The organism is Pseudomonas sp. P4_C4 (assembly GCF_056402055.1).
In genome coordinates, this window is record NZ_JBFUID010000002.1 from 53,645 (window position 1) to 66,536 (window position 12,892).

The following is a 12,892-nucleotide window of genomic DNA, read 5'->3' on the forward strand; positions in this document are numbered from 1 at the left end:
CTAGCTTGTCTACGCCTGTCGAACCCTTGCGTTTGCTGCTACTGGCCGAAGAGCCAGCGTGGGCAGCGTTGTTGCGCGAGTGTCTGGTTCCTATGGGGAGCTCGGCCGTTCTCATCAGCGCGCCGAGTTGGGAGTCGGTCAGCAGCCTGTTCGATGACAACCGCAGCGCGGTGTTATTGACCATCCCGCAACTTCAACCGGCGCCGGGCCGTTGCGGCCTGCCGACGGTGTTGCTGCTCGACCATGAGCCGCTGACCCCGCCCGACGGTGTGAGTGACTGGCTGGTGCGCGATCTGCTCGATACCGGCATGTTGCGCCGCTGCCTGCGTCATGTGCGCGAGCGTGGCGTCCTGGAAAACACTCTGCAACGCCTGGCCGAGCAAGATCCGCTCACTGGCATCGCCAATCGCCAGGGCTTCCAGACCCTGCTGACCGCGCGGCTGGCGGAAAACGACGGGCGCGGCCTGGCCCTCGGTCATCTCGACCTCGACAACTTTCGTTATGCCAACGATGCCCTTGGCCATCAGGCCGGTGACCGTTTGATCCTGCAAGTGGTGGCGCGGCTCAAGAGCCAGCTCGAGACCGGCGATCAACTGGCACGCCTGGGCAGCGATGAATTCGCTTTGCTGATCGACACCCGTCGCGCTCCCCAGCGTGCCGAGTGGATGGCCGAACGCATCAGCGAAGCATTGGCCGAGCCTTATTGGGTCGACGGCGAAAGCCTGCTGATCGGTTCCAGCCTGGGCATCGCCTACGCCCGGGCCCAGACCGATGCGGATCCGCTGATGTGGCATGCACATATCGCCATGCAGCAGGCCAAAAGCACCCAGGGCTGCACCTTTCACATTTTCAACGAACGCATCAACCGCAATGCCCGCAGCATCGCCGACCTCGAAACCGAGCTGCGCCGGGCGCTGCGCCGCGATGAGCTGGAGCTGCACTACCAGCCACGGCTGAACCTCGCAGACGGGCAAATCGTCGGCCTCGAAGCCCTGGTGCGCTGGCGCCATGCCGAGCGCGGCTTGTTGCCGCCGAGTGAGTTCGTGCCGCTGGCTGAGCAAAGCGGTCTGATCGTGCCGCTGGGCTACTGGGTGATTTCCCGGGCCTTGCGCGACATGCAGGCGCTGCTTGAGCTGGGTTTGCCACCGTTGCACATGGCAATCAACCTGTCGTTCCGGCAATTCCAGGACAGTCAGTTGCTTTCGACCTTGAGTCGCCTGATTGCCGAGCGTGGCGTCGAGGCGCAGTGGCTGGAATTCGAGCTGACCGAAACCGCCGTGATGCGCCGCAGCGATCTGGTCAAGCAGACCATGGACGCTCTCGGGCGTCTCGGTGTGCGCTTCTCCCTCGACGACTTCGGCACCGGTTTCTCGTCCTTCGTGCACCTCAACAGTCTGCCGATCACCTTGCTGAAGATCGACAAGAGCTTTGTCGGCGGCATGGAACAGCGTGAGGAAAACCGCAAGCTGGTCCACGCGATGATCAACCTGGCGCACAACCTCAACCTTGAGGTGGTCGCAGAAGGTGTGGAAACGCCGGAGCAACTGGATCTGCTGCGCGGATTTGAATGCGATCAGGTGCAGGGATATTTGATCAGCAAGCCTTTGCCGTTGGCTGAGCTGGTGGAGTATCTGATGTTTGGCAGCAATCAGCAGTCGATGCTGGAAATCGTGAATTAAAAACCCCACGACCCCCTGTAGGAGTGAGCCTGCTCGCGATGAGGCCAGGTCAGTCAACATTCATGTCGGCTGATAGTTCGCTATCGCGAGCAGGCTCACTCCTACAAGGGATATCAGTCTGTCTGAGCGACCTCGAAGCGCTGCTCTGACGTCGTGTCCCGCTTGATCATCCGTTTCATCTTCCATTCAAATCCCAGCGTCAGGCTCACCGCCGCGCACGCCAGCCCCAGCGCCAGGCCCCACCAGACACCCGTTGGCCCCCACTGCAAATGGAACGCCATCCACCACGCCGCCGGTGCGCCGATCAGCCAATAGCAACCCAGGCCGACGAGGAAAGTGGTCTTGGCATCCTTGAGTCCGCGAATGCAGCCCATGGCAATGGTTTGCACGCCGTCGAACAGCTCGAACCAGGCCGCCACCGCCAACAGGCTCACGGCAAGGTTGATGACATCGCGAAACGCCGGGTCATTGTGGTCGAGAAACAAACCGACCAACTGGTTTGGCAGCAACCAGAAGACCATGGCGAAACACAGCATCGCCGCCGCCCCGAATGCAATACCGACCCGCCCGGCCAGCCGTGCATCCAACAGTTGCCCGGCACCGTAGTGCTGACCGATACGCATGGTGATCGCGTAGGAAATACCCGCCGGGACCATGAATGCCACCGAGACGATTTGCAGGGCGATCTGGTGCGCGCCCAGTTGTGTGCTGCCCATGGTGCCCATGCACAGCGCAGCGAAGGCAAACAGCCCGACCTCCACGGCATAGGTACCGCCAATCGGCAGGCCCAGACGCCACAGCTCCTTCAGGTACTGGCGGTTCAGCCGAGACAGGCCCTGACGCAGCGGATAGGCCTCATAAGCCGGATGCCGCCGAATGTGCCACGCCAGTGCGAGTGCCATCAGGTTGGCGACAATCGCCGTGACCAGCCCGATGCCCATCAATCCCGGTTTCGGCAGGCCGAACATCCCGGTAATCAGCGCATAGTTGAGCAGGAAATTGGCCACGGTTCCGCCCAGGCTGATGACCATCACCGGTGTCGCACGGCCAATGGCACTGGTGAACCCGCGCAGGGCCATGAAGCTCAGGTAGCCGGGCAGGGCGAACGGCAGGAAGATCAAAAACTGCCCGGCCATCTGGACGTTGCTTTCGGTCTGGCCGAATAACAACAGTACCGGTTTGAGGTTCCAAAGCAGCAAACCGGCGGCCAGCGCCATCAGCCATGCCAGCCACAACCCGGCCTGGGTCAGCCGGGTAGCCCCGACAATATCGCCGGCACCCTGACGGATCGCCACCAGTGTGCCGACCGCCGCGATCACGCCGATGCAGAAAATCGACACGAACGAATAGGTCGCTGCACCGAGCCCGCCACCGGCCAGTGCTTCGGGACTCAGGCGCGCCATCATCAGGGTGTCGGTGAGGACCATCAGCATGTGCGCCAACTGCGAGGCAATCAGCGGCCCCGCCAGCCGCAGGATGGCCCGGAGTTCAGTACGTGCTGGATGCTGCATGATCATCACGCTCGATTGTCAGAGAAAACAGGAAGCGTCGATTCTCGGCGCTCTGCGGGGTTTGCACAAAGGGATAAAAAGGATGGGTGGCATGATTAAAACTCATGTGAGAGAGTTTCCGATAAGTTGAAGCAATCGTGCTGTAGGAGCTTTCCTGATGTCCCGTCGTCTTCCTCCCTTGTATGCCCTTCGAGCATTCGAAGCGGCGGCGCGGCATAGCTCGTTTACTCGCGCCGCCGAAGAACTGTCGATTACCCAGAGTGCGGTCAGCCGACATATTCGTACGCTCGAAGAGCATTTTGCCTGCCGCTTGTTTCACCGCAGTGGCCGCAACCTGCAACTGACCGAGTCGGCCCGTTTGCTGTTGCCGGGCATCCGCGAAGGCTTCACCGCCCTGGAGCGCGCCTGCAATACCTTGCGCGCCGAGGACGACATCCTGCGCATGAAAGCCCCGTCGACCTTGACCATGCGTTGGCTGTTGGCGCGGCTCAGTCGTTTCCGGCACCTGCGACCGGGGAACGAAGTGCAATTGACCAGCGCCTGGATGGACATCGATACGGTGGACTTCAACCACGAACCCTTTGACTGCGCTGTCATCCTCAGCAACGGGCATTTTCCCCCGGACTGGGAGGCGACTTTCCTGTTCCCCGAAGAGCTGATTCCGGTGGGCGCGCCGAATCTTCTGAAGGATCAACCGTGGGACGTTACGCGTCTGGCCAGTACCGAGCTGCTGCATCCGACACCGGACCGCCGTGACTGGCGCAACTGGCTGGAGCGCATGGGCCTGACCGATCGAATCTCGCTCAAGGGCGGGCAAGTGTTCGATACGCTGGAGCTGGGCATGATCGCTGCCGCTCGAGGTTACGGCGTATCCATGGGCGATTTGCTGATGGTGGCGGAGGATGTTGCGCAGGGACGTCTGAGTTTGCCGTGGCCGACCGCCGTCGCCAGTGGTGAGAATTATTACCTGGTCTGGCCGAAAACCCGGCCCGGTGGCGAGCGTTTGCGTCGCCTCAGCGATTTCCTGCAAGGCGAGGTCCGGGCCATGGAGTTACCGGATGTCGAGCGCCTGGACTGAATCGATGGCATCGACTCAATTTCCGTTTGTCGCACATCTGCGGATCAATTGTCTTTCTTGGCATTTGCTACCGATGTCTCCACTTTTATGCTTGCTGAAACGTTTCTTCAGGTCTATAAAAATGGCACAACTCCAAGAAAGGCTATTGCCATGACCCCACTCAAACTCTTCGTTGCCCTCAGCGCACTGTCCGCTGCCTCCCAAGCCCTAGCCTGGGATTACGTCCTGCTCGACACCGACAAAGCCGCCCAGAACTGGCAAATCACCAGCCAGCAACTCGGCGTAAAAACCGACAAACCTTTCAGCGTGACCCTGCGCACCTTGCACGGCGGTCGGCAGGAAGGCGTCAGCATCGTCGACATCGATAACGGCACGATGAAACTTTCGGTAGTTCCAACTCGCGGCATGAACGTCCTGCAGGCCTCGGTCGGTAACGTGCGCATGGGTTGGGATTCGCCAGTCAAGGAAGTGGTCAATCCGTCCTTCATCGAGCTCAACGGCCGTGGTGGCCTGGGCTGGCTGGAAGGCTTCAATGAATTGGTCACCCGCTGCGGCTACGAATGGGTCGGCCACCCCGGCATCGACAACGGCGAACTGCTGACCCTGCACGGTCGCGCTGCCAATATCCCGGCCAACAAAGTCACTCTGCACATCGATGAAAAACCGCCGTACGCCATCAGCCTGCGCGGCGAGCTGAAAGAACAGGCTTTCAAGAAAGTCGACTTCTCGGTCGCGACCGAACTGGTCACCGAGCCCGGCAGCGTAGCGTTCGCCCTCAACGACACCCTGACCAACAACGGCGACTATCCGAAGGAATACCAGGCGCTGTATCACAGCAACTTCAGCACCCCATTCCTGGAGCAGGGCGCCCGCTTCGCCGCGCCGGTGAAACAGGTGTCGCCGTTCAACGATAAAGCCAAAAGCGATTTGCCGGACTGGCAAACCTATCGTGCACCGACCAAGGACTACGACGAAACGGTTTACAACGTAGTGCCGTACGCCGATGCCAAGGGCGATACATTGACCGTCCTGCATAACAAGGCCGGCAGCCTGGGCGTCTCGGTCGGTTTCAACACTCAAACACTGCCCGTGTTCTCCCTGTGGAAAAACACCGATACCCAAGGGCAGGGCTATGTCACGGGGCTGGAGCCAGGCACAAGTTTTTCCTACAACCGCCGGTATCAGCGGCCACTGAACCTGGTGCCAATGATTGGGCCGAAGGAGCAGAAGCAGTTCCGCATCAGCTACGGCTTGCTCGCGGATAAGACCGCTGTGGATAAGGCGCTGAAGCAGGTGAGCGAGATTCAGGGTGGGCGGGAGACTGAGGTGCGGCAGACGCCGTTGGTTGATCTCAGCAAGGGGTGATGCTGACTAGAGTGTTGTTGGCCGATATTGCAGCGCTTCGGCCAAGTGCTCGCGTCTGATCTCATCGACTTGTTCAAGGTCCGCCAGAGTGCGCGCTACTTTGAGCAGTCGATGGGCCGCTCGCAGCGACAAGGTCAGCCGTTCACACGCYGTTTCCAGCCAGGTTTCGTCGACTGTGGATAACTTGCAGTGTCTGCGCAGGCCCGGCAAATCGAGAAATGCATTGGCACAGCCCTGGCGTTTTTGTTGCCGTTCTCGTGCATTGGCAACCAACTCGGCGGCGGTGGCAGTGTCGTCACCGGGTTTTAACGCAGGATTTAACGCCGTGGCTTCGCGTGCGACGGTTAGATGCAGATCAATGCGGTCCAGCAGCGGCCCCGACAGTTTGTTGCGATAGCGCTGCACCATGTCCGGCGTACAGGAACAGCGGCCGCTCGGTTCGCCAAGATATCCACAGGGGCAGGGATTCATCGCAGCGACCAGTTGAAAGCGAGCCGGGAAGCGCACGCGGTCCTTGGCGCGGGAAATCACGATGTGGCCGGATTCCAGCGGTTCTCTCAGTACCTCCAGTACCTTGCGATCAAATTCCGGGAGTTCATCAAGGAACAGCACACCGTGGTGGGCGAGGGTGATTTCGCCGGGTTGCGGTTTCGAGCCGCCACCGACCAGTGCAGGACCTGATGCAGAGTGATGTGGCTGGCGAAACGGTCGCTGCGGCCAGTGGCTCAGCGGCACACAGCTGGCGACTGACTGAATCGCCGCGACCTCCAGTGCTTCGTTTTCGGCCAAGGGTGGCAACAGCCCTGGTAATCGGCTCGCCAGAAGTGTCTTGCCCGTACCTGGTGGCCCGCTGAACAGCAGGTTATGCGCACCCGCTGCCGCAATCAGCAGCGCGCGTTTGGCTGCCATTTGCCCCTGAACTTCATTCAAGTCGGGATAGGGTTTACTGGCGTAGAGCAAACCATTGGAAACGTAAGGCTCGATGGGCGTGTGCCCATTGAAATGTGCCACTGCCTGCAGCAGATGGTCCACTGCAATGACCTTCAACCCCGACGCCAGGCAAGCCTCCTCGGCATTCGCCTGCGGCACCATCAACCAGCGCCCGGCCTTGCGCGCCGCCAATGCCGCCGGCAGCACCCCACGGACGGGCCGCACTGCACCGGAAAGCGCCAGCTCCCCCAGGCACTCCACGTCATCCAGTGTCAGCGTCGGCACCTGCACGCTGGCCGAGAGAATCCCCAGGGCAATCGCCAGATCGAACCGCCCGCCATCCTTGGGCAAATCCGCGGGCGCCAGATTCAACGTGATCCGTCGCGCCGGAAATTGCAGCCCCGAATTGATGATCGCGCTGCGCACCCGATCCTTGCTTTCCTTCACCGCCGCCTCGGGCAGGCCGACCATGGTCAGCGACGGCAAACCATTGGCCAGATGGACTTCAACAGTAACGGCTGGCGCCTCCACGCCGACCTGGGCGCGGCTGTGGACGATGGAGAGGGACATGGTCGTTCCTTGAGCTAAACGGGGGCCGCTTCCTGCGGGTTGTTCAAGGGTAGTCAGAAGATGGGAATTTTGCGTGGCGGGAGGGAAGGTGAACTTTCGCAGGATGTTGCCAGCCATCGTCGGATGATTGGCAGACAAAAAAACCGCCAGTCAGGCGGTTTTTTTGGGGGGCAGATTCAAGCTCTTTTACCGGCAAGCAGGCCTGGAGGTTCAAGTTCTCTGCCGTGCGCGATGGCAACTTCAATAAAGCGTTGTTGATTGGCTGATAAACTTCCAGCCAAGCGAAGCGCTTCCGCGTGCAACTCAGCAATTTGTAGCAGCTTCGCCTTTCGCTTTTTGGGGCTCATACACACCTCGTGCGATTGGATGTTTGTTTTGATGTTATTGGTCGCTCAAGTAGATGACAAGGCGGTTGGTCTGGTCAAAGTCGAACCCGAGCTCTCGATAGTAAAAAACAACGTTCGGATCAGGATCCTGGATTTCGATCTCTCTGCACCCAAGCATACGCGCATAGAAATCTGCGGCCAGTAATGCGATTGGAGCAATCAAGCCACGAAGCGGATGGGATTTATCTGGATTCCCCTGCAAAAGAACCACCTTCAAACAAATAGTGCTCCTTCGCGGGGTTGCATAGCACAAGCCACAAAGACTCTGCTCACACCAAATTGCCAAATCCAAACCCTTGGCATCTTTGCGCTTCCAGTCTGGGATGTAATCCCACGGGTAGATTGCTACTCCTTCCCAAAAATGACTTTTTTCTATCGCTGCTGCAGTAATGGGCTCAAACCTGACAGCGGATACGTCAATTTTTAATGCACGAGGCGCGATTTTCTTAATGAATGTTTTGTAGGCGAGCTTCCGCGCGTTTGATTTAAGAGTTTGGTTACGAAGGTCCGTGCCTTTCCCTTTTCTTCTCATTGCTTACGTCTATCGAATATCAAGGCGAAAAGCGTAAACGAACGGGTGCGGAGTGATAAATCAGGCCGGAGAGCTGGTTTTTGTAGGACCGTGCCTAGAAAGATGAAGGACGTCGGTGAAAGAGCGTGGATGGTCTTGCCTGAGGAAGGTTGCTGCTTATGATCTCGCTGAATGCAACCGTAGGAGGCGTGAATGAACAAGAATGGAATGCGGCCGATTCATCCTGGTGAAGTTCTAAGTGAGGAGTTTCTGAAGCGTCTGGGCATTACAACCAATGCTCTGGCTCGCTCGCTGAACGAACCAGGGGCGGAAATAAGCGATGTTGTGAATCAGCGGAGCGGTGTCAGTGTTGGTCTGGCGCAAAAGCTATCCATCCACCTGAATACCACACCCGATTTCTGGCTGAATCTGCAATCGACCTACGAACTGCGCTCAGCCTGGATCGAGCGTGGTTGAACGTTAAATATTCAAAGCGACTGCAAGACCCGTGAAGCCCGCTTCCACCACGGTTTTACCGGGCGTCTTGCCTGCTCCCGCTCTGTCATCATCTGCGGCACATCCTGCAGCCGAATCCACGGCTGGTTGTTCCAGTGCAGCAAGCTCAACGACATTTCCGGCCAATTGAGCAGGCTCAGTTGTGGGCGCTCGATTGCAGCAGGGTGTTGGGCGTCTCGCAGGGCGGGAACGACTTCGTGGGTGAGCCATTCGCGTAAGGCTCGGTATTCGGGGCAGTAGTGATAGACCAGTAATGCGTAAACGCCGGATTCGCTGATCAGAAGGGTGTTTTCGATGCTGCCGTGGATGAGCATTTTTACGGTTTGACGCTGGTCGGGATCGAGTTTCCGGACGGCGCGTTCGTCGAGGTAGAGGCGCAGGAGGCGGCCGAGGTCGCGGGCGCTGAACCAGGGTTGGTTTTGCAGGAGAAGTGCATGGAGGTGGAGTTTGTGGCGGGTGAAGACGTGAGGGATCAGGTAAGCGTCATCGCTATTCATTGATACAGCTCCTTTTGCTTAAGGGCTGCCAGTAATTGTCGCCAAACAATTGGGTGGCAGTTGTACGCGGGTTGGCGAACCGGAGCAAAAGGAACCCGGCAGATCCGAAGATCTCCCACGCACAACCGCCATGACTCGATGTGGCGGAGTATTTCCCGCCTTCGGATGGTCGTCGTGCGCCTTAAGCTTCCAGGTCGCCAAACCCAGTGCTGAATGTTCAGCCGGGATGAGCTTAGGAATCGGCGCTTAGCGACGCAATCGGACGGCGGTGTGATGTTTGTAGGACGTTGCCGGGATTTTTGCGGGGCTTAGGATCAAAAGATCGCAGCCTTCGGCAGCTCCTACAGGGGCTGTATTTCAAATCAGGATTGATGAGTTACTCGGTCGGCGGACTCAGCTTCGCTTCCAACTCCGCCACCTTCGCCTCTAGGCTTTCCAACCGTGCCCGGGTGCGTGCCAATACAACCATCTGGCTATCGAATTCTTCCCGGCTCACCAGATCCAGTTTGCTGAAGCCGCTCTGCAGCAACATTTTGAATTGGCTTTCGATTTCTGCTTTCGGCAGAGGCGTGTCGCCGCTGAAGAGGCGGGAGGCGGTGCCGGTGAGGGCGTCGAGGAAGTCTTTGGGCGCGAGCATGGGCAATGTCCTGGAAACAATGGCGGGCAGTGTATCACGCAGTGTCTATAGTTCTTTGCGCAGGCGAAGGGCGCACACTTTTCGCGCATGGGGACGGACGGCGTCGCACCGTTATTGTGCGTAACCCGGCGAGTGTTGTTGCGATATGGCGGACATCTGCCGGCAAAAGATTGAAAACTATGAGTTTTGTGGAGATGGCAAGGTTTCTGCTTAGATGCTGGTGACCCATGCACTGATGCAGTCGCTGTGACGAATGCAGTGCGCCAAGCGAAACACGGGGGAGTGCTTCGTGAGGAGCGGTTAGCTGGCGTCGAACGGGCAGGTAAGGCCGACGATGCGTTACAAAGCCAGGCACTGCGCTTAGACTTGAGACGGGTTTGTTTTCCTGGGGCAAGTTCACCAATTCGGGAGAGAGTTTTCATGAAGCTAGTCACTGCCATCATCAAGCCGTTCAAGCTGGACGACGTACGCGAGTCGCTGTCCGAGATCGGCGTGCAGGGCATTACCGTCACTGAAGTCAAAGGCTTTGGTCGGCAGAAGGGTCACACCGAGCTGTATCGCGGCGCGGAATACGTGGTCGATTTCCTGCCCAAGGTGAAGATCGACGTCGCCATCGACGACAAGGATCTGGACCGGGTAATCGAGGCCATCACCAAGGCTGCCAACACCGGCAAGATCGGTGACGGCAAGATCTTCGTGGTCAATCTGGAACAGGCGATTCGCATCCGTACCGGCGAAACCGATACCGACGCTATCTAAGCCGCCACAAACCCAACGCCCCAGGAGAAAACAATATGACTCTGCGTAAATTCGCAGGGCTAGGAGCCCTGTTGTCCATCGTAATGCCCAGCCTTGCCTTGGCGGCAGACGAAGTGGCGGCACCCGTCCTCAACTCCGGCGATACCGCCTGGATGATGACCTCTACAGCCTTGGTGCTGTTCATGACCATTCCCGGCCTTGCGCTGTTCTACGGCGGTATGGTCCGGTCGAAAAACATTCTTTCCGTGATGATGCAGTGCTTCGCCATTACTGGTCTGATCAGCGTCCTGTGGGTCATTTATGGCTACAGCATCGCGTTCGACACCACGGGCATGGAGCAGGGCGTCATCAACTTCAACTCGTTCTTCGGCGGCATGGGCAAGGCATTCCTCGCCGGCATCACGCCTGCCAGCCTGACCGGTCCTGCGGCGCTGTTCCCCGAGGCGGTGTTCGTCACCTTCCAGATGACCTTCGCGATCATCACCCCGGCGTTGATCGTCGGCGCCTTCGCCGAGCGGATGAAGTTCTCCGCGATGCTGGTTTTCATGGGCGTGTGGTTCACCCTGGTTTACGCGCCGATTGCGCACATGGTCTGGTCCGGTAACGGCGGCCTGTTGTGGGACTGGGGTGTTCTGGACTTCGCCGGTGGCACGGTGGTGCACATCAACGCCGGTGTGGCCGGTCTGGTTGCCTGCCTGGTGCTGGGCAAGCGTAAGGGCTTCCCGACCACGCCGATGGCGCCGCACAACCTCGGTTACACCTTGATGGGCGCGGCCATGCTGTGGGTCGGCTGGTTCGGTTTCAACGCCGGTTCCGCCGCTGCGGCCAACGGCACCGCCGGTATGGCGATGCTGGTGACGCAAATCGCTACCGCCGCTGCGGCGCTGGGCTGGATGTTTGCCGAGTGGATCACCCATGGCAAACCTAGCGCACTGGGTATCGCTTCGGGCGTGGTTGCCGGTCTGGTGGCAATCACCCCGGCTGCCGGCACCGTTGGCCCGATGGGCGCGCTGGTAATCGGTCTGGCGGCTGGTGTGGTGTGCTTCTTCTGCGCCACCACCCTGAAGCGCAAGCTTGGCTATGACGACTCCCTGGACGCCTTCGGCGTGCACGGTATCGGCGGTATCCTCGGCGCAATCCTGACCGGTGTGTTCGCAGCGCCGTCCCTGGGTGGCTTCGGCACCGTCACCGACATCGCCGCACAAGTGTGGATTCAGTGCAAAGGCGTGGGCTTCACGGTGATCTACACCGCGATCGCCACATTCATCATCCTCAAGGTGCTGGATGCGGTCATGGGCCTGCGCATTAACGAAGAAGAAGAAGCGGTCGGCATCGATCTGGCGCTTCACAACGAACGCGGCTACAACTTGTAAGCACGCGCATAAAAAACTTGCCCGGCTTGCCGGGCATTTTTTTGTCTGAAATTTGTCGTTGGAGGAACAGCTGAATGGTTTTTTCCTACAGGTTTTGCGATGTTTGCGCCGGGTGTTTTTGTGCGGTCGAAGGCTTACAGGATTGAAGGAATATTAGGGCCTTTGTTTTTTCCCAGAGCGCGCTAGAATGCGCCCCGAACGTGCGGAGAACTGTATGTGGCAACAGACTCTGATTACCTTGCGGGCGAGGCCTCGGGGCTTTCATCTGGTAACGGACGAGTTACTCGCCGGCCTGCCTGAACTCAAGGCGTGTCGGGTCGGTCTGTTGCATTTGTGGCTGCAGCATACCTCGGCGTCGTTGACCATCAACGAGAACGCCGATCCGGCGGTACGTCGCGACTTCGAACGATTTTTCAATCGTCTGATCCCACAAGGAACAGACGGCTATGAGCATAACGACGAAGGCCTGGACGACCTCCCGGCGCACTTCAAGGCCAGCGTGCTTGGCTGTCAGCTCAGTTTGCCGATTTCGGCAGGCCGGCTGGCGTTGGGGACCTGGCAAGGCGTTTACCTGGGCGAGCACCGTGATCATGGCGGTGCCCGCAAAGTCCTCGCCACCGTGCACGGTGAAGAGGCATAACCGCTGGTCAGCAGCGGCTGTTGATTTTTTTCCGGCAGCCTTCGACAGAGGGCAAAGCTGGGCTATAACTAATCTGCTTTTCGCAAGTCATGAGGTAGAACATGAGCGACGATGATCTGGAAAACGACGACCTCGAAGTAGGCGACGACGAAACTGAAGAAGGTCTGGAAGCAGCGGCGGAAGACGTCGCTGAAGACGACGGCGGTGATGCGCCGGTTCCGACCGCCAAAGGCAAGGCCAAGGCAGCGGTATCGGTCGATGAGCTGCCGAGTGTCGAAGCCAAGAACAAGGAACGCGATGCTCTCGCGCGGGCCATGGAGGAGTTTTTGGCCAAGGGTGGCAAGGTGCAGGAAGTGGAGGCCAATGTGGTCGCCGATCCGCCCAAGAAGCCGGACAACAAGTACGGCAGCCGGCCTATCTGAGCCTGCTACCCGCTTGCT

General features: G+C 58.9%; 14 protein-coding genes. 8 read left to right on the forward strand and 6 right to left on the reverse strand.

All coding sequences use genetic code 11. The features are described from left to right. Positions 1–5 precede the first annotated feature (5 nt). The gene (locus tag AC1DXW_RS01780) at positions 6–1,679 is read left to right on the forward strand and encodes a putative bifunctional diguanylate cyclase/phosphodiesterase (RefSeq protein WP_477759734.1); all 1,674 of its coding nucleotides are present in this window, start codon (positions 6–8) and stop codon (positions 1,677–1,679) included. 113 nt (positions 1,680–1,792) lie between these two features. Here the strand turns inward: AC1DXW_RS01780 and AC1DXW_RS01785 are convergent, their stop codons facing one another. Continuing rightward, a complete protein-coding gene (locus tag AC1DXW_RS01785; protein ID WP_477752280.1) occupies positions 1,793–3,190 on the reverse strand; it encodes a NorM family multidrug efflux MATE transporter in 1,398 nt (465 codons plus the stop codon). A 157-nt stretch (positions 3,191–3,347) separates the two neighbouring features. Here AC1DXW_RS01785 and AC1DXW_RS01790 point away from each other — a divergent pair, with 157 nt between their 5' ends. Together AC1DXW_RS01790 and AC1DXW_RS01795 are read left to right on the forward strand one after the other, a co-directional pair. Next, complete coding sequence (locus tag AC1DXW_RS01790; protein ID WP_477752281.1) at positions 3,348–4,268, forward strand: LysR substrate-binding domain-containing protein; 921 nt, start codon at positions 3,348–3,350, stop codon at positions 4,266–4,268. A gap of 150 nt (positions 4,269–4,418) precedes the next feature. After that, positions 4,419–5,633, forward strand: a complete 1,215-nt coding sequence (locus AC1DXW_RS01795) for an aldose 1-epimerase family protein (protein WP_477752282.1) — start codon at positions 4,419–4,421, stop codon at positions 5,631–5,633. 6 nt (positions 5,634–5,639) lie between these two features. Here the strand turns inward: AC1DXW_RS01795 and AC1DXW_RS01800 are convergent, their stop codons facing one another. The 3 genes from AC1DXW_RS01800 to AC1DXW_RS01810 all read right to left on the reverse strand — a co-directional run bounded on the left by AC1DXW_RS01800 (position 5,640) and on the right by AC1DXW_RS01810 (position 8,051). After that, entirely contained in the window at positions 5,640–7,133 is a 1,494-nt protein-coding gene (locus AC1DXW_RS01800) for a YifB family Mg chelatase-like AAA ATPase (protein ID WP_477752283.1), read from the reverse strand. A gap of 176 nt (positions 7,134–7,309) precedes the next feature. After that, positions 7,310–7,480, reverse strand: a complete 171-nt coding sequence (locus AC1DXW_RS01805) for a hypothetical protein (RefSeq protein WP_477752284.1) — start codon at positions 7,478–7,480, stop codon at positions 7,310–7,312. A gap of 34 nt (positions 7,481–7,514) precedes the next feature. Continuing rightward, entirely contained in the window at positions 7,515–8,051 is a 537-nt protein-coding gene (locus tag AC1DXW_RS01810) for an N-acetyltransferase (RefSeq protein WP_477752285.1), read from the reverse strand. Positions 8,052–8,243: 192 nt separating this feature from the next. Between AC1DXW_RS01810 and AC1DXW_RS01815 the strand changes: the two genes are divergently transcribed. Beyond that, the gene (locus tag AC1DXW_RS01815; RefSeq protein ID WP_477752286.1) at positions 8,244–8,507 is read left to right on the forward strand and encodes a HigA family addiction module antitoxin; all 264 of its coding nucleotides are present in this window, start codon (positions 8,244–8,246) and stop codon (positions 8,505–8,507) included. Between the two features lie 11 nt (positions 8,508–8,518). Here AC1DXW_RS01815 and AC1DXW_RS01820 read toward each other — a convergent pair whose 3' ends face one another. After that, on the reverse strand, positions 8,519–9,043 hold the full coding sequence (locus tag AC1DXW_RS01820) for a BRO-N domain-containing protein (protein WP_477752287.1): 525 nt from the start codon (positions 9,041–9,043) through the stop codon (positions 8,519–8,521). A gap of 376 nt (positions 9,044–9,419) precedes the next feature. After that, a complete protein-coding gene (locus AC1DXW_RS01825) occupies positions 9,420–9,680 on the reverse strand; it encodes an accessory factor UbiK family protein (protein ID WP_477752288.1) in 261 nt (86 codons plus the stop codon). A gap of 420 nt (positions 9,681–10,100) precedes the next feature. Between AC1DXW_RS01825 and glnK the strand changes: the two genes are divergently transcribed. From glnK to sutA, 4 genes are all read left to right on the forward strand, one after another. Then, positions 10,101–10,439, forward strand: coding sequence for a P-II family nitrogen regulator (gene glnK, locus AC1DXW_RS01830; protein WP_002555808.1), 339 nt, complete (start codon positions 10,101–10,103; stop codon positions 10,437–10,439). A 35-nt stretch (positions 10,440–10,474) separates the two neighbouring features. Further along, complete coding sequence (locus AC1DXW_RS01835; protein WP_477759735.1) at positions 10,475–11,812, forward strand: ammonium transporter; 1,338 nt, start codon at positions 10,475–10,477, stop codon at positions 11,810–11,812. 214 nt (positions 11,813–12,026) lie between these two features. Continuing rightward, positions 12,027–12,452, forward strand: a complete 426-nt coding sequence (locus AC1DXW_RS01840) for a secondary thiamine-phosphate synthase enzyme YjbQ (RefSeq protein ID WP_008015517.1) — start codon at positions 12,027–12,029, stop codon at positions 12,450–12,452. A 101-nt stretch (positions 12,453–12,553) separates the two neighbouring features. Further along, entirely contained in the window at positions 12,554–12,874 is a 321-nt protein-coding gene (gene sutA, locus AC1DXW_RS01845; protein WP_108217207.1) for a transcriptional regulator SutA, read from the forward strand. The last annotated feature ends 18 nt before the right edge of the window (positions 12,875–12,892 follow it).

Bases quoted from the DNA above. Each gene is read 5' to 3' on its own strand.
- AC1DXW_RS01785 (WP_477752280.1), bottom strand. From the start codon at position 3,190: ATGCAGCATCCAGCACGTACTGAACTCCGGGCCATCCTGCGGCTGGCG.
- AC1DXW_RS01825 (WP_477752288.1), bottom strand. From the start codon at position 9,680: ATGCTCGCGCCCAAAGACTTCCTCGACGCCCTCACCGGCACCGCCTCC.
- AC1DXW_RS01815 (WP_477752286.1), top strand. From the start codon at position 8,244: ATGAACAAGAATGGAATGCGGCCGATTCATCCTGGTGAAGTTCTAAGT.
- AC1DXW_RS01840 (WP_008015517.1), top strand. From the start codon at position 12,027: ATGTGGCAACAGACTCTGATTACCTTGCGGGCGAGGCCTCGGGGCTTT.
- AC1DXW_RS01805 (WP_477752284.1), bottom strand. From the start codon at position 7,480: ATGAGCCCCAAAAAGCGAAAGGCGAAGCTGCTACAAATTGCTGAGTTG.
- glnK (WP_002555808.1), top strand. From the start codon at position 10,101: ATGAAGCTAGTCACTGCCATCATCAAGCCGTTCAAGCTGGACGACGTA.
- AC1DXW_RS01820 (WP_477752287.1), bottom strand. From the start codon at position 9,043: ATGAATAGCGATGACGCTTACCTGATCCCTCACGTCTTCACCCGCCAC.
- AC1DXW_RS01790 (WP_477752281.1), top strand. From the start codon at position 3,348: ATGTCCCGTCGTCTTCCTCCCTTGTATGCCCTTCGAGCATTCGAAGCG.
- AC1DXW_RS01810 (WP_477752285.1), bottom strand. From the start codon at position 8,051: ATGAGAAGAAAAGGGAAAGGCACGGACCTTCGTAACCAAACTCTTAAA.
- AC1DXW_RS01835 (WP_477759735.1), top strand. From the start codon at position 10,475: ATGACTCTGCGTAAATTCGCAGGGCTAGGAGCCCTGTTGTCCATCGTA.
- sutA (WP_108217207.1), top strand. From the start codon at position 12,554: ATGAGCGACGATGATCTGGAAAACGACGACCTCGAAGTAGGCGACGAC.
- AC1DXW_RS01795 (WP_477752282.1), top strand. From the start codon at position 4,419: ATGACCCCACTCAAACTCTTCGTTGCCCTCAGCGCACTGTCCGCTGCC.